The 21,939-nt window shown below is 26.1% G+C and carries 22 protein-coding genes and 1 riboswitch; of the genes, 5 read left to right on the plus strand and 17 right to left on the minus strand.

Going from position 1 to position 21,939, the window contains the following annotated elements; genetic code table 4:
- Positions 1-10: 10 nt before the first annotated feature.
- Positions 11-1,411, minus strand: a complete 1,401-nt coding sequence (locus ACD762_RS04890; RefSeq protein WP_423362831.1) for a TrkH family potassium uptake protein — start codon at positions 1,409-1,411, stop codon at positions 11-13.
- Positions 1,412-1,695: 284 nt separating this feature from the next.
- Between ACD762_RS04890 and ACD762_RS04895 the strand changes: the two genes are divergently transcribed.
- Positions 1,696-2,364, plus strand: coding sequence for a potassium channel family protein (locus ACD762_RS04895; RefSeq protein WP_423362832.1), 669 nt, complete (start codon positions 1,696-1,698; stop codon positions 2,362-2,364).
- A 61-nt stretch (positions 2,365-2,425) separates the two neighbouring features.
- Here the strand turns inward: ACD762_RS04895 and ACD762_RS04900 are convergent, their stop codons facing one another.
- The 5 genes from ACD762_RS04900 to ACD762_RS04920 form a co-directional block, all read right to left on the minus strand.
- Positions 2,426-3,229, minus strand: coding sequence for an ABC transporter ATP-binding protein (locus ACD762_RS04900; RefSeq protein WP_423362833.1), 804 nt, complete (start codon positions 3,227-3,229; stop codon positions 2,426-2,428).
- A gap of 2 nt (positions 3,230-3,231) precedes the next feature.
- Positions 3,232-4,101: an ABC transporter permease gene (locus tag ACD762_RS04905; protein WP_423362834.1), complete on the minus strand. Its 870-nt coding sequence runs from the start codon at positions 4,099-4,101 to the stop codon at positions 3,232-3,234.
- Between the two features lie 13 nt (positions 4,102-4,114).
- Complete coding sequence (locus tag ACD762_RS04910; RefSeq protein ID WP_423362835.1) at positions 4,115-5,074, minus strand: ABC transporter substrate-binding protein; 960 nt, start codon at positions 5,072-5,074, stop codon at positions 4,115-4,117.
- Positions 5,075-5,515: 441 nt separating this feature from the next.
- Entirely contained in the window at positions 5,516-6,469 is a 954-nt protein-coding gene (locus ACD762_RS04915; RefSeq protein WP_423362836.1) for an ABC transporter substrate binding protein, read from the minus strand.
- 164 nt (positions 6,470-6,633) lie between these two features.
- Complete coding sequence (locus ACD762_RS04920) at positions 6,634-6,783, minus strand: hypothetical protein (RefSeq protein ID WP_423362837.1); 150 nt, start codon at positions 6,781-6,783, stop codon at positions 6,634-6,636.
- 207 nt (positions 6,784-6,990) lie between these two features.
- On the opposite strand from ACD762_RS04920, the gene ACD762_RS04925 reads away from it, so the two are divergent.
- The 3 genes from ACD762_RS04925 (at position 6,991) to ACD762_RS04935 (ending at position 9,410) form a co-directional block, all read left to right on the plus strand.
- Positions 6,991-7,533 (plus strand): hypothetical protein, encoded by a 543-nt coding sequence (locus ACD762_RS04925; protein ID WP_423362838.1) that lies wholly within the window; start codon positions 6,991-6,993, stop codon positions 7,531-7,533.
- Positions 7,497-8,957: a PH domain-containing protein gene (locus ACD762_RS04930; RefSeq protein WP_423362839.1), complete on the plus strand. Its 1,461-nt coding sequence runs from the start codon at positions 7,497-7,499 to the stop codon at positions 8,955-8,957. The genes ACD762_RS04925 and ACD762_RS04930 overlap by 37 nt, the downstream gene beginning before the upstream one ends.
- Positions 8,958-9,023: 66 nt before the next feature.
- Positions 9,024-9,410: an iron chaperone gene (locus ACD762_RS04935; protein ID WP_423362840.1), complete on the plus strand. Its 387-nt coding sequence runs from the start codon at positions 9,024-9,026 to the stop codon at positions 9,408-9,410.
- On the opposite strand, the gene ACD762_RS04940 is transcribed toward ACD762_RS04935, so the two are convergent.
- Both ACD762_RS04940 and clpB read right to left on the minus strand, forming a co-directional pair.
- The gene (locus ACD762_RS04940) at positions 9,366-10,697 is read right to left on the minus strand and encodes a hypothetical protein (RefSeq protein WP_423362841.1); all 1,332 of its coding nucleotides are present in this window, start codon (positions 10,695-10,697) and stop codon (positions 9,366-9,368) included. The genes ACD762_RS04935 and ACD762_RS04940 overlap by 45 nt on opposite strands.
- A gap of 128 nt (positions 10,698-10,825) precedes the next feature.
- Positions 10,826-13,396, minus strand: a complete 2,571-nt coding sequence (gene clpB, locus ACD762_RS04945) for an ATP-dependent chaperone ClpB (protein ID WP_423362842.1) — start codon at positions 13,394-13,396, stop codon at positions 10,826-10,828.
- Positions 13,397-13,652: 256 nt separating this feature from the next.
- Between clpB and ACD762_RS04950 the strand changes: the two genes are divergently transcribed.
- Positions 13,653-14,504 carry a bifunctional 5,10-methylenetetrahydrofolate dehydrogenase/5,10-methenyltetrahydrofolate cyclohydrolase gene (locus ACD762_RS04950; RefSeq protein ID WP_423362843.1) on the plus strand — a complete coding sequence of 284 codons (852 nt, stop codon included), beginning with the start codon at positions 13,653-13,655 and terminating at the stop codon, positions 14,502-14,504.
- A 41-nt stretch (positions 14,505-14,545) separates the two neighbouring features.
- Here ACD762_RS04950 and ACD762_RS04955 read toward each other — a convergent pair whose 3' ends face one another.
- From ACD762_RS04955 to ACD762_RS04995, 9 genes are all read right to left on the minus strand, one after another.
- Positions 14,546-15,022, minus strand: a complete 477-nt coding sequence (locus tag ACD762_RS04955) for a molybdopterin-binding protein (protein WP_423362844.1) — start codon at positions 15,020-15,022, stop codon at positions 14,546-14,548.
- Positions 15,015-15,464, minus strand: a complete 450-nt coding sequence (locus ACD762_RS04960; RefSeq protein WP_423362845.1) for an MOSC domain-containing protein — start codon at positions 15,462-15,464, stop codon at positions 15,015-15,017. The genes ACD762_RS04955 and ACD762_RS04960 overlap by 8 nt, the downstream gene beginning before the upstream one ends.
- Entirely contained in the window at positions 15,457-15,936 is a 480-nt protein-coding gene (moaC, locus tag ACD762_RS04965) for a cyclic pyranopterin monophosphate synthase MoaC (protein ID WP_423362846.1), read from the minus strand. The genes ACD762_RS04960 and moaC overlap by 8 nt, the downstream gene beginning before the upstream one ends.
- The gene (locus tag ACD762_RS04970; protein WP_423362847.1) at positions 15,936-17,846 is read right to left on the minus strand and encodes a molybdopterin biosynthesis protein; all 1,911 of its coding nucleotides are present in this window, start codon (positions 17,844-17,846) and stop codon (positions 15,936-15,938) included. Before ACD762_RS04970 ends, moaC begins: the two co-directional genes overlap by 1 nt.
- Entirely contained in the window at positions 17,828-19,054 is a 1,227-nt protein-coding gene (locus ACD762_RS04975; RefSeq protein ID WP_423362848.1) for a molybdopterin molybdotransferase MoeA, read from the minus strand. Before ACD762_RS04975 ends, ACD762_RS04970 begins: the two co-directional genes overlap by 19 nt.
- 2 nt (positions 19,055-19,056) lie before the next feature.
- Positions 19,057-19,671, minus strand: coding sequence for an ATP-binding cassette domain-containing protein (locus ACD762_RS04980; protein ID WP_423362849.1), 615 nt, complete (start codon positions 19,669-19,671; stop codon positions 19,057-19,059).
- The gene (locus ACD762_RS04985) at positions 19,658-20,302 is read right to left on the minus strand and encodes an ABC transporter permease (protein WP_423362850.1); all 645 of its coding nucleotides are present in this window, start codon (positions 20,300-20,302) and stop codon (positions 19,658-19,660) included. The genes ACD762_RS04980 and ACD762_RS04985 overlap by 14 nt, the downstream gene beginning before the upstream one ends.
- Before the next feature lie 4 nt (positions 20,303-20,306).
- A complete protein-coding gene (locus ACD762_RS04990; RefSeq protein ID WP_423362851.1) occupies positions 20,307-21,110 on the minus strand; it encodes a substrate-binding domain-containing protein in 804 nt (267 codons plus the stop codon).
- A 43-nt stretch (positions 21,111-21,153) separates the two neighbouring features.
- Positions 21,154-21,272: riboswitch (molybdenum cofactor riboswitch) on the minus strand.
- A complete protein-coding gene (locus ACD762_RS04995) occupies positions 21,267-21,938 on the minus strand; it encodes a HesA/MoeB/ThiF family protein (protein WP_423362852.1) in 672 nt (223 codons plus the stop codon). (Overlaps the previous riboswitch by 6 nt.)
- Position 21,939 lies beyond the last annotated feature (1 nt).

A 21,939-nucleotide genomic window follows, 5' to 3' on the forward strand; every position in this document is an offset into this window, starting at 1 on the left:
TATATTTAAATTATCCTACTAAAACATCTTCTTCAGGTGATTTTACTAAGTCCACACCAGATGTTTGTCTTGCAAATAAGATAACGGCATTGGTAATTCCCATTTGCCCAATTATCATACACATAGTTATACAAAGCTTGGAGACTAAATTTAACTCTGGTGTGAAGTTCAATGTTAGCCCGGTTGTTCCAAAGGCGGAAGCTATTTCAAAAATAACTGGTGTTAAGAGGTAATTTTGATTTGAACCTACGATGACTATGGCACTTACACAGCAAAGTAAACTGGCTATTGTCATTGTTACAAAAGCTGAATAGATGCTTTCGGTTTTAATTCTTCTACTAAATACTTCTACATAATCTCTATTATTGGCAAAGTTTAATATATATAAGAATATTAATGCAAATGTTGTTGTTCTAATACCACCACCAGTAGATGCTGGTGCTGCACCAATAAACATTAATGCTGCAAGTACAAGTTGTGAAGCTGATCCAATGTCTGTTAAATCAAATGTTGCAAATCCAGCATTACGCGCTGATATTACTTGGAATAAATTTAAGAATATTCCTTTTAAACCAGGATTATCCATCACAAAGAAATCATAGTCAAACACTAATAGTAATATAAACCCTACTATTGTAATAATGACATATGTTGCAAAGCTTAATTTACTAAAGACCGTAAATCTAAATCTTTTTTTCTTTTTATTTTCTTTATTCATATTATATATTTTAATCTGAACATAATTGTTAATATCAACTAGAATAGGAAATCCTAAACCACCTATTACAATTAATATCATTATATATATTTGAAATAAATAATCTTCTTGAAACATTACCATAGAATTACCAGTTAAATCAAAACCAGCATTATTAATTGAAGTTATTGAATGAAATAAACCAAACCATAATCCATCTAATATACTATAATCATAAAATATTATCATATGTAATCCCATTATTAAGGTAAATAATAATTGAAAGAATAAAATAGTTTGTACAGATAGTTTAATCATTTTAACCATTCCTGATTTATTTCCTTGACCCTGTTCTGTTGAAATCATTTTTCGATCACTTGAAGTAATCTTTCGACCTATTATTACAAAAATAATTGATTTAACACTCATTATTCCTATACCACCTAAATAAACTAAAATTAGAATAGTTATTTGACCTAACATGTTAAATGTGGTTGCTGTTGGTACTGGAGATAGACCTGTATCTGAAAAAGCAGAAGCTGAAACAAATAAGGCATCAATAAATGATATATCTTGTTGTCCTGTACTTATAGGTAAATATAAGATTAATGTTCCTAGCGCAATAATTGCTAGATAAAGTAAAGATATTCTTTTCTTAAACCCTAATCCTTTATTTTCATTTTTCATTCTTGTTATTGTACTGTTGTTTTTCATATGGCACCTTCTTTATATCATAATTACACAAAATATGCATAATTTCAAATGTTATTTGAACATACTAATTTTATCATATTTTAAAAGCTTGTCCACACTAAAATGTTATTTTATTACTTTTTAATACAATCATTGCATAAAAGTAGTAAATCTCTTTTTTAATATAGACTATTTGATACAAAATTACACAATATTTCTCTAGTATAAACAAAGAAATAGATTTTGATTGAATATCTTTTGTTATTATATTATAATATAGTTCATAAAAGCGAGGTGTAGCCAATATGGCAAATACAAAGGATTTCTTAGTAATTGGACTTGGAAGATTTGGAAGTTCAGTAGTGAAAACTTTATTAGAAAGAGGACAACGTGTTACAATTGTTGATCTAGATGAAAGAAAACTATTAAAATTTCAAAATCAAACTGAATATGCAAAGGTTGCAGATACACGAGATGAAGAAGTATTAGCTCAAATTGGAGTTAATAATTATGATGCTGTAGTTGTTGCAATTGGTTCAAACATTGAAGCAAATATTATTACAACTTTATTATTAAAAGATATGGGAGTTGAACATTTAATTGTTAAAGCAAGTAATGCTCAACATAAATCAGCACTTTTAAAAATTGGTATTGATGAAAGAGATATTATTCTACCAGAAGTACAAGCTGGGATGAAAGTTGCTGTTCAACTTGCACACCCTATTGTTGCTGATTATGTATCATTAATTGGTGAAAAATTCGGTATTATTGAAATGTATCCAAAGAAAACTCATTTAAGCAATAAGACCTTAAGTGAATTAAAATTAAAAGAAAAATATAATGTTATGGTTGCTGCAATAAAACGTGGTGATGAAATTATTTTACCAAATAGAGATACTCTAATTGGTGAAGATGATTCTTTAATTGTTATTGGTGAAGATGACTCTTTAGATGAATTTGAAGGATTATTTTAATTATTTTGCATTAAAGACCTCTATGTATGATTTATATCATTCATAAAGGTCTTTTTATGTTTTATTTTAATAAAATATCATCTTGATTAAAGTTAATACCACTGTTTTTATTAAACATTTCAATTAAGTCTTTTACTGTTAAATTTTGTTTTTCCTGATCACAAACATCAACGACAATTCTACCATTGTGAAGCATAATTAATCTATTACCATGTTTTATAGCATCTTCCATATCATGAGTAATCATTAACGTTGTAATTTTATTATTATTTACTAATTTATCAGTAATTTCTAAAACATTTGCTGTTGTTTTAGGATCGAGAGCGGCCGTATGTTCATCTAGTAATAATAATTTTGGCTTTTTTATTGTCGCCATTAATAATGTTAAAGCTTGTCTTTGTCCTCCTGATAAAAGCGAAACTTCTGTTTTAAGTCTATTTTCTAATCCTAGGTCAAAAGTTGCAAGTTGTTCTTTAATCATTTTTTCATTTTGTTTTTTAACTGCTTTAGTCAAATTTCTTTTATTACCTCTTTGTAAAGCTACAGAAATATTTTGTTCTATTGTTAGTTTAGGAGCTGTTCCAAAAGTTGGATCTTGAAATACTCTTGCTATTAAATCAGCTCGATTGATCATTGATTTTTTACTAATATCTTCCTGATTTATAAAAATTTGTCCTGAATCTATTTCAAAAACACCTGCAACACTGTTTAACATTGTTGACTTACCTGCACCATTTCCACCTATTACAGTAACAAAATCACCTTCTTTTAAAACTAAAGTTAAATCATTAAGTACTTTATTTTCATTGATTGTGCCTTTATTGAAACTTTTACTAATATTTTTAATTTCTAACATATTATTCATGCTTATACCTCCCTTGTATTTCTTTTTAACTTCAAGCTAGGAAGTGCTAAGAATATTGTTAATATTACTGCTGATATTAATTTTAAATCGGTAGCTTCAATATGCATTTGTAAAACAAAACTTATAATTAAACGGTAGATACATGCACCTACTACTACTAAAATTAATCTGCTTAAAAACTTCGCATTTTTAACAATTACACCACCAATAATAACAGCTGCAAGACCAATTACAATAGTACCAATACCACTTTGAACATCACTGAATCCATTATATTGTGCTAGTAGTGCTCCACTTAATCCAACTAATCCATTTGCAATCATATACCCTATTATTTTCATATGATCTGTATTAATTCCATTTGCTTGTGCCATTATTTCATTATCACCTGTTGCTATAAATGCTAAACCAATTTCAGTATTGTAAAACCATAAAAGGATTAAAATAATTATCACTAATATTATTACTCCTATTACTAATACTTGATATTTTTCAGGAATAATATTGTTTAGTAAATCATATATAGTATTAGTACTTAATAGACTTACATTTGGTTTTTGCATTATTCTTAAATTAACTGAATATAGGCCTGTCATTACTAAAATACCTGTTAGTAATGCTGGTATTTTTAATTTAGTACTAATCAAACCTGCAACTAATCCTGCTAATGAACCAGCTACAAAACCAATTATTGTTGCCACTATAGGATTTATTCCCGAAACTAATGCAACACAACAACTAGCTGCTCCTAATGGGAATATTCCTTCAACACTAAGATCAGCTATATCTAATATTTTATACATTAAATATACTCCTATTGCTAAAACTGACCATAATAGTGCTTCTGATATTGATGATATTATTAAATCCATTTTACTTCACTCCTTATTTTATAGAACTTGTTTCTATTCCTAATGCTTTTGCCATATCATTGTTTACTGTTAATTCTAAATCTTTTGCAGATTCTACAGGTAATTTACTAATTTCAACTTCTTTTTTTATAACTTTTTCTAACATTTTACCAGTTTGAACACCTAGTTTACTATAATCAATTCCATAAGTAGCTAAGCCACCTTCTAATGTTTGATCTGATGAAGCAGCTATAACTGGTATTTTAGCTTCTTTTGCAACTTCTCCAACACTTGCCATTCCAGATGCTAAGGTATTATCAGATGGAACATATATTCCATCAACTTTACTAGTTAATGAAGTCATAGCTTGTTTGATATCATTTGTTGAAGCAACTGTAGCTTCTTCTGTTTTAATTCCTTTTTCTTTCAAAATAGCTTTTGCTTGATCTATTTGTATTTTAGAATTTGCTTCAGCTGCATTATAAATCAAACCAACAGTTTTTGTTTTAGGATTAATATTTGTTAAAATAGATAACTGTTTCTCAATATCTACAGCATCAGTTGTTCCACTAAAATTAGTATCTGGAGTTTTTAATGTTTTTACAATCCCTGCATCAACAGGATCTGTTACTCCTGAGAATAATGTAGGTATTTCACTAGTTTCAGCTGCAATTGCTTGGGCTGATGGTGTTGCAATTGCTACAATATAATCTGATTCTTTAGCTAATTTAGAAGCAATGGTTTTTAAGTTAGCTTGATCACCTTGTGCATTTTGATAATCTATTTGGATATTATCACCGTCTTTATAGCCATCTTTTTCTAATTGTGCAATTACATTTGTTCTTATTGCATCAAGTGATGGATGATCCACTATTTGAATAATTCCAATTTTTAAAATATCTTTTTTTTCTGTATCACTACTACTTGCACTTGAACAAGCACTTAAACCAATTGCTAAAGCTAATCCTAGAGTAATTCTTTTTAATTTTTTCATAATATTTTACCTCTTTCAATTTTTATTAATAAAAAAAGCCACTTAGATATTATCTAAGTGGCAATTGCTTGCTTATAAGTTTTCACTTAAGCCACCTAGATAAATTTATCTATGTGACCAACATTAAATTCTTGAGTCACCATAGATGCAAAGTCTTTGTTGCATCCATGATTGTATGCAACGACTATCTAAAGTAACTAAAGAAATAATTAGATTTGATTGAGATTATCTTACTTGTGATAAGTAACTTGTTTATATTATTAGTTTTCATTTTGATAACCTCTCTTTCTTAAATCTTGAGTTTATTCTACTCTTGCTTTAACAAGAAGTCAACACATGTATGAAAATAATATTTTATAAATTATGATAATTGTTTATCATATAAATTAATATAATTATTTTATTAATAAGAATTAATTACTTTATTTATGTTAAAATATTTTATTTAATTGTTTTAGGATCAATATTCAAAGCTTTAGCCATATCTTCATTGACATATAATTCTGCTTCACTAACAGTTTGAACAGGAGTATTTTCTGTTTTGCTTTTTCCAGTAATGATATCTTCTAACATTTTAGCTGTTTGAACACCTAATTGAGCTTGATTAACACCATAAGTTGCTAATCCACCTTCTTTTACTTGTTCATTTGCACCTGCGACTACTGGTATTTTATATTGTTTAGCTACTTCTGATACACTTGCCATTCCTGATGCCATTGTATTATCTATTGGCACATATATTCCATCTACTTGAGTAGCTAATGAAGTCATTGCTTGCTTAATATCATTAGTTGAAGCAACTGTTGCTTCTTTTGTTTCAATTTTCATTTTAGCTAAAACTTTCTTTGCATTATCAACTGCATTCTTAGAATTTGCTTCACCTGCATTATATATCAGACCAATTTTTTTAATGTTAGGATTAATATTTTTAAATATACTCAATTGCTTTTCAATATCAACTGCATCACTTGTCCCTGTAAAATTATGTCCTGGTTTTTCCATTGAATCAACTAAACCGGCTTCTACTGGATCAGTAATAGCTGAAAATACAGTTGGTATTTCACTAGTTTCAGCTGCAATTGCCTGTGCTGATGGTGTAGCAATTGCTACAATATAATCTGATTCTTTTGCAAGTTTGGTAGCAATTGTTTTTAGATTAGCTTGATCACCTTGTGCATTTTGATAATCTATTTGGATATTATCACCATCTTTATAACCATCTTTTTCTAATGTTTGAATTAAATTTTCTTTTATTGTATTTAGTGCAGGATGATCAACAATCTGAATAATACCTATTTTCTTTACTTCTTTTTTAGATTCTGTTTTAGTTTGTGAACAAGCACTAACACTTAATCCTAATGCTAATGCTAAACAAATTGTTTTAATTTTTTTCATAATAATTTACCTCTTTCATTTTTATATATTAATTGTTAAATAAAAAAGCCACATGAAATAATCTATCATGTGACTAAAGATATTTTGCTATAAAAAAATAGCCACAAGATAATATTATCTATGTGACCACCAATACTTAATGCTTATGCATTATAATATTCTAATTATTTAAGTCTCATAGATGCTTTATTTGAAAGCATCCATGACCAAGATTTAGACTCTAAAATTGAGCTATTAGAGCATGTTAAATTTTGATTAGATTTAGAGATTGCTACATTAGAATTCAATAGATTGTTGACGTATATTTTTTTCATGATGGTATCCTCTCTTTCGTAAATCTGTTTCTATTTTACACAATACCATAAAAGCTGTCAACGATTTGTTTATTGTTTTTTCTATTTTAATAATATTTTAACCATTTAGTATTTATACTAACTCTATAATTATTTTTTATCAAATATCTATCTATTTGTTAATTGATATAACAATATATTACTTTATAATGTACATGAGGTGATTAAATGAAAGAGTTTAAGGCAAATCCTAAATATATTATTTATTCATATATAACTAGGGTTTACATGCTTATTATTGCATTATTAATTTTTATTTTTAAACAGTTATTTTTTGATTATTTAAAAGATATAATTGAAAAAATTAATGATTATGATTTAAAGATAAAATTGGAATTAGGATTGAATTATCTTAATTATATCGTATTATTTATTATTGTATTAATTATTATTTCATATTTAGTTTTACCTATTTTAAATAAAACTACTATTAAAATTTCGATTAAAGATATGGGTCTAGAATATAAAGAAGGTTGGCTTTTTTCTAAAATATATTTTATTCCATATGATACTTTACAACAATATGCAAGTAAAAGTAACATTATAGCTGAACAATTTGATGGTGCTTTTATTAGTATTTCAACTTCTTTTTTAGAAACTAAAACTAAGTTAATAACTAAGGAAAATGCTCAAATAATTAATGACATCTTGATGGAAAAAAGAGGTTTATTAAAATGATTTATAAACAAAGTAAAATTGGTTTATTTGTAAGTAGTTCATTTTTGAAATCATTTATTCTTAATGTAGGTGTTTCAATATTTATTGTTGACAAGCTTGATAGCCTTGATTTTGTTAACAATAACTACTTAAAATCTGTAATTTTATTTATTTTTATTGGCTTATTATTTACTATATTCAATTTATATCTTAAATGGCGCTATACTTTTATATTATTAGAAAATGATCATTTAATAGTAAAAAGTGGTTGGCTTAATAAATCACAAGTTACTATACCTTTTACTAAAATTGCTAATATTTCAAAAAAACAAAATGTTATTCAAATGTTAGTTAATACTGTAGATTTTAAAATAGAAACTAATGATACTATTGCAAATCCAAGTTCTTTAACCTTTGTATTTGATACATATGATATTATTAAAGATTATGTAAACTCACATAAGTCTACTATTGAAGTGGATATTTTAAAACCAACGATTACTGATAGTATCTCAAGTGTAAAACTTAGTTTTAAACAATTACTAATTTATAGTATTTCGCAACTAAAACTTTTTGGTATGTTAACTTCTGCTTTTACTGTAAGTATTATAATGTTTTCATTATTATCTATACTTTTTAAGTATGATCTTTTTACAGCTTTAAGTGGTAGTGCATTATATTCTACTTTAGGAATTACTTATATTATTATTTTTATAATTATATGTAGCTATTTTACAATAGTTAGTACTATTAAAGTATATGATTATCAATTGTTTAATTATCAAGACTATTTTGAAATTACCTATGGCTTAATTGAAAAGAAAACATCTAGAATTTATAAGCAGTATATTAATGGTATATCAATTCATCAAACTTTAATACAAAAATTGTTTAAAATAAGCTCTATAGAAGTTATTACTGCAGGTTATGCCCAAGAAGAAGAGTTATTATCTAATTCATGGTTAATGTTAGTAATTAGTGATAAAAATATTTCTAACTTTCTAGAACAAAATTTAAATGAATTTAATAATTTTTCTAGTAAATATAAAACTAAGTTTAGTAGTTACTTGATAGTTTCAGTTATTAAATATTTAATATTTTTATTCTTATGTTACTTTATAAGCTTGTTGACTATTAATAAATACTATATTTTCTTTGCAATAGCATCTATTATATTAATCTTTGCATTATTAAAAAATATGTACTTGTATCATATTAATTCTCTTGATTATGATGATACATATTTATATATAAATCAGTGCGATTTTGGAATGCTTTTAAATTTAAAAACTATTAAAACGGTAGTTAAACAAGATAAAATATTACTAGTAAATTATAATACTAATATCATATATAATAAATTTAATTTTGGAAGTATTAGTTTTAATATTTTTTCAGATATTATTTGGAATAGTCATAAGCTTATTAAATATTATTCTTTAGATATTTATACTAAGCTTTCTACAATTATTGATTAGTTTTAGTTGTATTATTAAAGATTTTTTTCAATTCATATTGTATTATTAATTATAGAGGTGAGATAGATGAGTCTAATTAGTAATTATATAAAAGAGCAAGATATACAACATCAAAAAAGGCTTTTAATACTTTATGATACTATTAAAAATATTCTTGTTTATGCTACTGAGAAGTATTCTTATGGTGTTCCTACTTTTTATTTAAATGGAAATATTGTTCATTTTGCTGATTATAAAAAACATATTAGTTTATATCCTGGATCAGAAGCTATTGAATTTTTTCATGATAGATTAATAAATTATAAAACTAGTAAAGGTACCATACAATTTAGATACGATCAAGAACTGCCTATTGATTTAATAAAAGAAATCGTACAATTTAGTTTAGCATCTAGTAAAAAATGACACTTAGAAGGTGTCATTTTTATTATACAATGGTATTTTGTTTGTTAATGCTAAATATTGATTTTTGATGTTACGCATTTTTTTTATAATATTTAAATTATTTAGCAATTTCATTTCACACTCTTCTTGTAATTCAATTATCATTTCTAATAATTCATTTATATTTATATCTAATTGTTTTCTTTCGTCAACCTTAAAGATATTATATTGTTTTTTTTCGCCTTTTAATACTTTAATTTCTTGATAGAGCTGTTGAATTCTTTCATTATAAGAAGACTCAATTAACAAATGATTTTGTTCTTTTACTTGTAAGTTATTTTGTAATATTAAAAAATTATTTTTTATTTTTTCATTAGATTGTTCATTCCAATACTTGTTTATCTTTTCTTGATTATGAACTACTTTTTTAGTAGAATTTAAATCTTTAATAATTTTTTGATATTTATGTATAGTTTGTATTTTTTGACTTTGTTCTTTTTTAGTAAAAGAAGCTTGTTGATATTCATACTGTTTATTAGTTGAAGAAATTATTGGTTTTGCATATATACTTGCAAGTGAATATCTTTCTAATTTAATAATATCTTCATATCTTTTAATATCATCATCAAAATCATAATCAAAAAAATCATTTAGCATTAAAAGTAATTTAATACAGCTTTCTATCCTTCTATTAAATCTTTTCCATTGTATTAAATCTGGTGTTGTTTTTAATTGTGTGTAGTTAGCAAGGATTTTATTATTAAATGTTTCGATTATTTTATTATGAAAAATTCTTGGCCCATTTAGATAATTTTGTCTGGTAATTTTGATATTATTTTGATCAAACAATTCTATTACTTTTTTTAAATATTCAATCATTTCTTGACTAGATTTTACTAATTCTTTATTATCTGGTCGTAATGAAAAACTATTGCCAATATTTTCAAAGTAAATCAATATTTGTTTATTTAAATCATCCTCTAATTCTTTAATATTAAAATTATTAGTATGATTTGAAAGAAAGGCTTTTTCTATACAATATAAACATTCATCATCTGCTTTATTATTTTTTATACTGAAAACTAATTTTATTTTTGCCTTATACAGTAATGCTTGATTATTTTTAGGAAATAGTTTTAATACACTTTCACACTTTTGTAAACATGCAGTATATCTACTTTGTTTGTATAATATAATTATTTCATTTAATAATTCACTTATTGAAATAATCTTTTTATTATTCTCTATTTTTGCTCTTAGATATTTTATATCATAATTCATTTTGCACTTAGAACAAATAATTGTTGATTCATTATAATAAACTATTTCATTTTTACATACTTCACATTTAATCATAATCACCTACTTTTCAATAGCTATATTATAATATAATATATAATATTTTAATAATTTATTGCCTATAACAAATGTCATTAAATGAAAAAAGACTCAAGTAAAATTGTTTTTCTACTTGAGTCTTACTATTATTTTTTATTAATGTAAAATTTGTTATCTTGATAATCTACTTCTATATTGTCTTCTGGAAGAATATTGTCTTTGATAATTTCTTTAGCTAATAATGTTTCTATATTTTTTTGAATATATCTTTTTAATGGTCTTGCTCCATATGCTGGATCAAAGCCATCTATTATTATTTGTTTTATAGCATGATCTGAAATTGATAATTTAATATTATCTTCTGCAAGTCTACTTCCAACTTCATTGATAAATTTAGTAATAATATTACTTACTAAATCTTCTGATAAAGGATTAAACATTACAATTTCATCAATTCTGTTTAAAAACTCAGGTTTGAAATATCCTTTTAATAGTTCGTTTACTTTTAATGAAGCTTCTTCAAACTTTTCATTTAACAAATATTCTGATCCTAAATTTGATGTCATAATAATTATAGTATTTTTAAAATCGACTGTTTTACCTTTTGAATCAGTTATTATTCCATCATCTAATATTTGTAGTAAGATATTAAAAACGTCTTTATGAGCTTTTTCTACTTCATCAAGTAATACTATTGAATATGGTTTTCTTGCTATTGCATTTGTTAATTGTCCACCATCTTCAAATCCTACATATCCAGGAGGTGCACCTACTAATCTTGATACACTGTGTTTTTCCATGTACTCTGACATATCAATTCGGACCATTTGACTTTCACTATCAAATAGTTCTAATGCAAGTGCTTTTGCTATTTCTGTTTTACCTACTCCTGTTGGTCCTAAAAACATAAATGAACCTATTGGTCTATTTGGATCTTGAATGTTTGCTCTTGATCTTATTATTGCATCTGAAACTTTTTCAATTGCTTCTTCTTGTCCAAATACTCTTTGTTTTAAACTATCTTCAAGGTTTAAGATTTTCTCTTTATCTTTTTTGACTAATTTAGAAACTGGTATACCAGTCCAATTTGATAATATTTGAGCTACTTCTATTTCAGAAACAGATTCTGTTAAGAGTCTATCTTCATTACTTTTTTCTTCAACATCAGCTGCTAATAGTTGTTTTTCTAAATCTGGTATAACTCCATACTGTAATCTAGCTGCATCTTCTAGTTGTGCATCATTCTTAGCATTTTCTAGTTGTCTACGAGCTTTTTCAATATCTTCTTTTATTTTTTGTATTTTAGTTATATCTTCTTTTTCATTTTGCCATTTAGCTTTCATTGATTGTTCTTCTTCTTTAAGGTTAGCTAATTCTTTTTGTATGTTTTCTAATCTTTCTTTTGTTTTAACATTAGTTTCTTTTTTAAGTGATGTTGCTTCTATTTCTAATTGTCTTATTCTTCTTGTTAGTTCATCTAATTCAGTTGGCATTGAATCAATTTCAGTTCTAATTGTAGCACATGCTTCATCAATTAAATCGATTGCTTTATCTGGTAAATAACGATCTGTGATGTATCTTTTTGATAGTTTAACTGCTGCAATTATTGCTTCATCATGAATTTTAACTCCATGGTGGATTTCAAATCTTTCTTTAAGACCTCTTAATATTGAAACTGAGTCTTCCATTGTTGGTTCATCAACCATTACTTTTTGAAATCTTCTTTCTAAAGCAGGATCTTTTTCAATATATTGTCTATGTTCTGCTAGTGTTGTTGCTCCTATACAGTGTAATTCACCACGAGCTAACATTGGCTTTAATAGATTTGCAGCATCCATTGCTCCATCAGTTTTACCAGCACCTACTAATGTGTGTATTTCATCAATAAACAAAATAATTTGTCCTTCTGATTCTTTTATTTCTTTTAAAACTGCTTTTAATCTTTCTTCAAATTCGCCTCGATATTTTGCTCCTGCTATTAAAGAACCCATATCTAATTCATAAATAGTTTTCTTTTTTAATCCTTCAGGAACATCTTGTCGAACTATTCTTTGTGCTAAACCTTCAACAATAGCAGTTTTACCAACACCTGGTTCTCCTACTAGTATTGGGTTGTTTTTTGTTTTACGAGAAAGTATTCTAATTACTCTTCGAATTTCTTCATCTCTACCTATTACTGGATCTATTTTACCACTTCTAGCATCTTCTACTAAGTTTCGTCCATATTTATTTAAAGCATCCATTGTTTCTTCAGGATTTTTACTATCAACATTTTGATTGTTTCTAATATTATTTATAACTTTTTCTACTTGTTTTTTGTTTACATTAAATTTTATAAACAAGTCTTTAATTCTTTTATCATTTATTTCAAATGCTGCTAATATTAAATGTTCAACTGAAAGATAACTATCATTCATATTGTTCATTATTTTATCAGCTTTAATTATTAGCATGTTTAGCTTAGCCGAAATTCCCATGTTTTCAACTAGATTAGCAGATGTTACTTCTGCATCTACTAAGTATTGTAGTTCTGTTTCAAATAAGTTTTTATTTATATTAAGACTATCAAGTAGTCTATTTAGCAATGATTGTTTGTCTTGTGCTAAAGCAAGAAATAAATGTGTTATGTCTACATTTAAGTTTTGTTTTTCCATAGCTATGCCTTGTGCTTGCATTAATGCTTCGGAAACTTTGTTTGTAAATTGTTCTGGATTCATAATATCGCCCTCTCTTTGTAATTCTTTTTTTTAACTGTTTATATTATACATCTTATTTAGCACTCTGTTAATACGAGTGCTAAAATTATACATATTTTATTTATAATATGATATTAACGCTATTTACATACATTATCAAATTTATTACATTTACTTACATATATATATCATAAATAGTTAAATTTATTTTTTTGTTGTCGACTTATTATTTGTTATTGTATATAATTAAATTTATATGAGTGAAGGAAGTGATATTATGAATGAAAAAATTATTAAAGGTAAGGATGTTTCTTTACGTGTTTTAGAAGATATTAAAATATTACAAAAACAAGCTGATGGTTTGTTACCTAAAGTTGCTTTAATTAGAGTTGGTAATAATGGTGATGATATGGCTTATGAACGTTCTATAATTAAGAAGTTTATGCAATTTGATATTGAAACAAAGTCTCTTGTTTTAGAAGATAATGTTTCTTTAGCTGATATGTTATGTATTATTAATGAAATGAATAAAGATGAAGCTATTAATGGTATTATTATTTTTAGACCATTACCTAAACATTTAGATGCCGATATTATAGCTCAAACTATTAGCCCAGAAAAAGATATTGATGGGATGTCTTATGTAAATATGGCTCGTTTAATGCAACAGGAAAAGAAAGGCTTTTTACCTTGTACTCCTCAATCTATAATGAGTATTATTGATTATATTGGATTAGAGTTAAAAGGTTTAAATGTTACAGTGGTTGGTGCTGGAATGGCTGTTGGTAGACCACTATCTATTATGATGTTGAATGAACGTGCTACTGTTACTATTTGTCGTGCTCATACTAAAGATTTAGTTAAAGAGTGTTACAGTGCCGATGTTATTATTGCTGCAGCTGGTGTTAAACATTTAATTACTAAAAATCATGTTAAAGATGGTGCTGTTGTTATTGATGTTGGGATTAATGTTGAAGATGGCAAGTTGTATGGTGATGTTGACTTTGACAATGTTGTTGATAAAGCTAAATTTATTACTCCTGTTCCAGGTGGAGTTGGTTCTTTAACTACATTAATTTTAGCAAAGCATGTTTATGATGCATTACTTCAACAAAATAATTTAATATAAGACAAAAAAAGATTGTGTTTAAAAACGCAATCTTTTTTTATTTAATGTATCTTTTTATTAGTTAAATGATCTATTCCATGTTTTAACAATGGTATTATGTATGGTCCTATTTCACTGATTGCTTTAAATGATCCTGGAAAAGTTATTATTAAACTTTCATCTTTAACAGCAGCTAATGCGCGTGAAAAGATGGTATTTGTAGATATTTTTAAATTAAAGTCATGGATAGCATTAGTTATCCCTCTAACTTCATAATCCATTATCTTTTCAATAACATCTATGGTTATATCATCTTTAGTAAGACCAGTACCACCACATGTAATTATTAAATTTACTTTATTTGTAGTATTAGTATTTATCAGATTTAATAACTTATCATAATCATCATTTATTAAATGATAATCTGCAACTTCATAACCTTCACTGTTTAAAAGTGATAAAAGAAAAGCTCCAGCACTATCTTCATATTCACTATTGCTTGCTCTAGTACTTAGTGTTATTAGGGTTACATTATACATTATAATCTAACCCTAATATTTCAATTGTATCATTTTCTTTAATTATTCCTGTTTTTAAAACTCTTGTAAAAATTCCTTGAGTTGGCATAATGCAACTGCCTATTTGTTTCATAATTTCACAACCTTGATGGCACTCTTTTCCTATTTGTGTTACTTCTTGAATCGACTCTCCTATTTTTAGTTTTGTCCCTATTGCAAGTTCATATAATACGATACCTTCAGTTGTAATGTTTTCGGCAAATTTTCCAGAACATAAACCTATAGCACCTTGTTTTTCCATCAATGCAATACTTTCTTGTCCTAAAAGACTAACTTGACGATGCCACTTACCAGCATGTGCATCATTTTCTAAACCATGATTTTCAATAAAATTACCTTGTTTAATTGTCTTTTTAATTGTTCCTTTTTCTGTTGAAATATTAATTGCATTTACTTTAGCCATTGTTATTCTCCCCTTCTTTAAAATCTGTTTTGCCACCAGTTTTTTCTACTAAATGTATTTCACTAATTACCATATGTTTATCTACTGCTTTAGCCATATCATAGATAGTTGCTAAAGCAATACTAACTCCAGTAATAACTTCCATTTCAATTCCTGTTTTACCTGTTGTTGAAGCTGATGCAATACATTGTAAATAATCATCATGTTGAACAAATTCAATATTTGAACTGTTTATTAAAATATTATGAGCCATTGGTATTAATTCTGATGTTTTCTTAATTGCCATTATACCAGCTATTACTGCTGTTGTTATAACATCTTTTTTAGGCATGTCATTATCATATATTTTATTAATTGTAGCTTTTGATAAGTAGATTTTTCCACTAGCTTTTGCAGTTCTACTAGTTTCTTTCTTCTTAGAAATATCTACCATATATACTTGATCATCTTTATTTAAATGTGTGAATTCCATTATAGTACCTCGTTTATGTATATTAATTTTCCTGTATTACTTACATCATATGTTTCATAAATAGCTATTTTTTCTTTAAAGTTATCACTTGTTAGTACTTTTATAAAATTTTGAATACCAAGATTATTAAGATCACTTTTATATATTAAAAAATCATATTCTTCAGACATTACTTCTAAATAATCTAAAGCTAAAATATCAGCTACACTTTTTATTAATAATCCTGTATCAGCAGTATTATTTTTGATTGCAGCTCCTACATTGAAATGAGTAGGCATCACAAAATCATAACCATTAACTTCTTGAAGTTTTATATCGCTTTGTTTTAATAAGTACTCAAATAATATAGTAGTACCAGAACCTTTTTGTCTGTTTACATATTTAACACTTTTGTCTTTTAATGATTTAATACCTGTAATGTTTTTATTGTTTTCTAGATTATAGGCAAGTACTTGTCTTCTTTTTACTCCTTTAATTAAAACCATTTCTTCAGTAAATAGCTCTTTTATTACATTAATGTTGTATGTTCCATCTTCATCTAAAATATGTATTGGAGCTATATTGCATTCTTTATTTTTTAATGCTAATAATCCAGCATAACTTCCTACATGATTAGATGAAATATTAAAAGAAATTTCTTGTATATTGGCACTGTCTTGCATCTCATCAAGTATAATGTCATGAGATCCTATTATTATTAATTGTTCTTCTAACATTCTTAATGGTTTTAGTAAAGATACTTCTACTTGTTCTTGATTATGGTAACCTTCACTATTCTTAGGTATTGTGATAATACCATCAGCCATTGCAAGTGACATTGAAATTCCTGCTCCACGTGATAATGGTGTTGCTATAAGTTTGTTATTGACTTTACCTATTTTTACTCTAACAAACTCTAAGTGTTTTAGTGATGAATAAATTGTTTGTGTTAAGGTAACAAGAGCTTTTTCTTGATAGATATTTTGTTTGTATAGCTTATTTAACAATGGTTTTAATACTTGTTCAAAAACGATATATGCAGATACAGGATATCCTGGAAGTCCAATTATTATTGTTTTATTTATTACACCTAGAATTGCAGGTTTTCCTGGTTTAATTGCTATTCCATGAACTATTACTTCTCCTAATTCTGCTATTACTTCTTTTGTATAATCTTCACTTCCAGCACTTGTTCCAGCATTTATTATAATTATATCAGCTTCTTTACTTAAACTAGTTAGAGTCTGTTTTAAGTCTGCTTTATTATCTTTACATACAGGATTAATATTAGAATTTAAATTCATTTCTGCTAATAAACTTTTAATCATTATTGAATTTGAGTCGATTATCATTCCTGGATCCATTTTTTTAATACCTACATCGACTATTTCATCACCTGTTGGTAATATTTCAATATTTAGCTGTTTATATACCTCAATATACTCATTTTTAGAAGCGATTATTGAACCAATATCAACTGCTCTAATTTGATGATTACTAGCAACTATCATCTGTTGTTGAGTAATATCTTCACCAATTATTCTAATATGCTGGAAATAACTTGCAGGTTTAATTATAGTTATATTATTTTGATAATCTTTAAGAAGGTCTTCTATCATGATAACAGCATTGTGATTATCTTTAATTACATCACCCGTATCAACATATTTATAATCTTTTTCTTTTAAGACAATTGGATTGTTTTCACTAGCATCAACTGTAAGTGCAGCATCTATACTTATACCATCCATTGCACTAGCATTATAATTTGGAGATGATATTTTAGCATATATTGCTTTTGATGTAATTCTATTTAATGAATCTTTTATGTTGATGATTTCTGTTTTTAAAACATTAATGTTTTTTATTCTATTTAGATATAGCTCCATGACATTGTCTAAATCTACTGTTTTTAGATATGTATTTCTCAAAATAAATTCACCTCAACTTCTTCTAATAATTTTAATCCTTCTTTAGCTATAGGTATAATTACATAACCATCAGCTTTTGCTAATATTTTTACCTGACTAGAGCGATAAAACAGTGGTTTGGCTATTATTTCATCATTATATTTTTCTAGTTCAACTAGTAATATATTTGTTTTTCCAGGATCACTTGCATAATTACTGCTTAATTTAGCTTTAATTCTTGATTTATTATTATTACATAATAATGATTTTTTAGCTTGAATTAGTGTTAAAAGTAATACTATATATGCTGATACTGGATTTCCAGGTAGGCCTATAAACAATTGTTTTTTAGTTTGAGCTAAGATAGATGGCTTACCTGGTTTTAAAGATATTCCATTTATTAAAATATTTTTACTAACATTTTCAATTGCATTTAAAGTATAATCATGTTCTCCTTTTGAACTACCTGCACTTGTTATTATAATATCACTATTGTTATTTAAGGCTTTTTCTAAATCATGTAAATTATCTTTTATCAATAATGTTTTATTTATTATAAAGTTATTTTTTTCTAATAATGTTTTTAAAAGTATTGTATTAACATCACGTATTTTTGAATCAGTTACACTTTCTGTTATTTCTACTAATTCATTACCTGATGATATTATACTAACATTAAATTGTTTATATACTTCTACTTTATTTATACCTAAACTAGCAAGTATTGCAATATCTCTTTCATTTATTTGATGATTAACTTTAAAAATCTGTTCATTTAATGAGATATCTTGTCCTATTTGACTGATGTTATTATTGATAGAAACGGCTTTTTTTATTAAAACTATATTACTATTTTCAACCATGCTTGTATCTTCTATCATAATCATTGAATCAGCATCATTTGGTATGATAGCTCCTGTAGGAACATAGATGCACTCTTCATCTTGCATATTGATATTAGTATTTTCTCCTATTTTGACTCTACCAACAAGTTTTAATGGTATAGCATTATTTTCAGTGGCTCCATTTGAAATATAAGCTTTTATTGCATAACCATCAACATTACTTTTTCTAAATTGTGGAATGTTTTCAGCTGCATAAATATCTTTTGACAACACTCTATTATTTAGATCATTAATATCAATAATTTCTGTTTTGATATTTTGTTTTAAATATTGTATACAGTATTCTTGCATACTATCGATACTGCTTACTTTTAGTAGTTTCATTGTTACTCCATTTCTATCATTAAAGATATTGTTTTATTATCTTGATTAAAAAATTCTTCTTTATTTCCAGTAAGGTTTAATTTACCGTTTTCTATTAAAATAAAATGTTCACCTATTTTTTTAGATAAAAGTATTTTATGGGATACTAATAAGATAGTCTTATCTAAATTTTCTAGTAGTGAAAGCATTAAATTTAATGATTTTAAATCGACATTATTAAACGGTTCATCTAGTAATATTAAATCACGATCACTAATGATACTCATAGCAAATGCTAATCTTTGTTTTTGTCCTCCTGAAAGTGTTAAAGCTTGTTGCTTTAGTAACTCAAACAGGTTTAGTTTTTGTGATATTTCAATAATATCAATTTCACTTTTTGTTAATTTTTTGATAATCTCTAAATTTTCTTGAACTGTTGCTTTAAAGATATATGGTTTTTGTAACATTAGTGTTTTACTTGAAATAGTGTTTTCATCTTTTATTATAGCTTTTAAAAGTGTTGATTTTCCACTACCATTATCTCCTATTAAACAGTTTATTTGTTTATCTTTTAATTCTAGCATTTCAATGTCTAATTCAAAATTTTTATATTTTCTTTTTAGATTAAAAATTTTCATTATTTATCTCCTTGCTTAAGTTGCTTAAGAAAAATTGTATTACAAATGAAATGATTAATAATAACATTCCATAACTCACTGCTTCTTCATAGTTGCCCATACTTTTTAAATTTGCAAGTGCTGTTGTCATTATTCTAGTGTGATGTTTTATATTACCACCTACTATCATTACTGCACCTACTTCTGATACTGCTCTTGAAAATCCTAATATTAATATAAAAACTAAATCATTTCTAAATTCTTTAAGGCATATTTTTATTGTCTGTAAAAAATCAGCTTTATACATATCAAGAGTGAAGAATAAAACTTCACCCTTTGATATTAAAAGCTGATAAACGTTTCCTGAAACAATAGGTATAATTAATAATGTTTGCGCTACAATTAATGATGTAGGTGTATATAATATTTCTAAAAAACCTAATGAACCACTACGTTTTAACAACATAAACAAAAATAATCCTAATACTACTGGAGGTAAACCCATTAGTGTTTTATTTATATAAATAATAAGTTTTTTAACTTTGCTTTTTTTCATTAAATAGATGATATATCCTAGGCAAGATCCTATTATCATTCCAATAATAGTAGAACTTATGTTTACATATAATGTAAGTAAGATTATTTCTAACATAAATTTACTCTAATCCATCTACTAGAGTAAATACTGGTTTATTAAACTTATCTATTCCATAATTTTTAATAATTTCTAATCCTTCACTACTTAGTAACCATTCTTTAAAAGCCACTGCATTATTTACTTCTTCTTCGCTTAGACTTTCATGTTTAATTAAATGAATTGAGTATGTATTAACTAAATCTTTTTTATTGTAGTAACCTTCTACTAAATCTAATTTGTCTTGTTGCTCTAACCATGTTGCATAATCAACTAAAGTATAGCCTTTTTTTTCGGATGCTAGTTGTAGCGTTGCTGCCATTCCATCATTTGCTTCAGTATAGTTTGTTGGATTTTTTCCATTACAGTATTCTTTAAACAATGAAATTTCCATTTTATGTGTTCCTGAATCATCAGCTCGACTAATGTATGATTTAGAATCACATATTTCTTTAACAGCATCTTTTAGATTTGTTGCTTGTAGTTTTTTAGGGCCTACAAATAAAAAGTTATTATACATTATTTCTGTTCTACCTAATGATACACCATCATCTACTAATTTTTTTTCATCAGCAGGACTATGTGCTAGCAGTAAGGCTGCTTCACCTTCTCTTGCTAATTTTATGGCTTCACCCGAACCTACTGAAGTCCATTTTAGATCAACACCTTTTGATTTTTCAAATTCTGGTTTTAATGCATCTAATAATCCACTATCATTTAAGCTTGTTGTTGTTGCCATCATAGTATCACCATTTGGTGTTGAACTTGAACATGCAGTTAAAAAAAGTATAAACATTAATACAATTAATTTATTTAATTTCTTCATTTTGAAATTCCCCTTATTCTGATTTATTATTGACTTTAACATAATTAAAATGTTAAAATCTCCTTTTCACAATGGAAGGCTATATGATTTCTTATATAACCCTAACGGTTTAATATTCATATCTTTTGACTTAGAATATTAAACTCGGAGACAAATTTATTCAAAGGTGATTTTTTCAATACTTAATTCTTTTAAATCAATATAGTAAAATCCTTTTTTAATATATTTTTCATTAAATAATACTTTTAAAGCTAGCTTTAATTGAATACTTGCAACTAAAGATACAATGTAATATGGGTTTCCTACCATATTTTCAATTCCTTTTAAATTATAATTCAAGTAATTAAATATATTGTTATCATTATTTATAACACCTACATAACCATAATCACCTGCAATACTACCATAGATAATATTCTTATTAGCTTTAATACATATTTCAAGTAATTGGTTGCTAACTATATTATTATCTAAGCAATCTATTATTAAATCATATTCATGTAGATCTTGTTGAATTTGTTTATTATAAAATTTTTGATATACTTTTATTTTACACTTACCATTTATGTCTAAAATACGCTGAGTAGCTAGTTTAGTTTTAGGCAGATTTAAATTATTTTCAAACACTAATAATTGTCTGTTTATATTTGATTCTTCACTGACATCATAATCACAAATTCCAATATTTTGTATACCTAGTCTTGTTAGACCTTCTATTATATGTGATCCTAAACCACCTAATCCTATTACTAAGATATTATATTTAGCTAGCTTTTTTTGTTGTTCAATACTTATGGTATTGTAATTTCTTGAATATCTTGTATTCATT

This window comes from Mycoplasma sp. P36-A1, from assembly GCF_049478495.1.
Lineage (GTDB): Bacteria > Bacillota_I > Bacilli_A > JAJDGJ01 > JAJDGJ01 > P36-A1.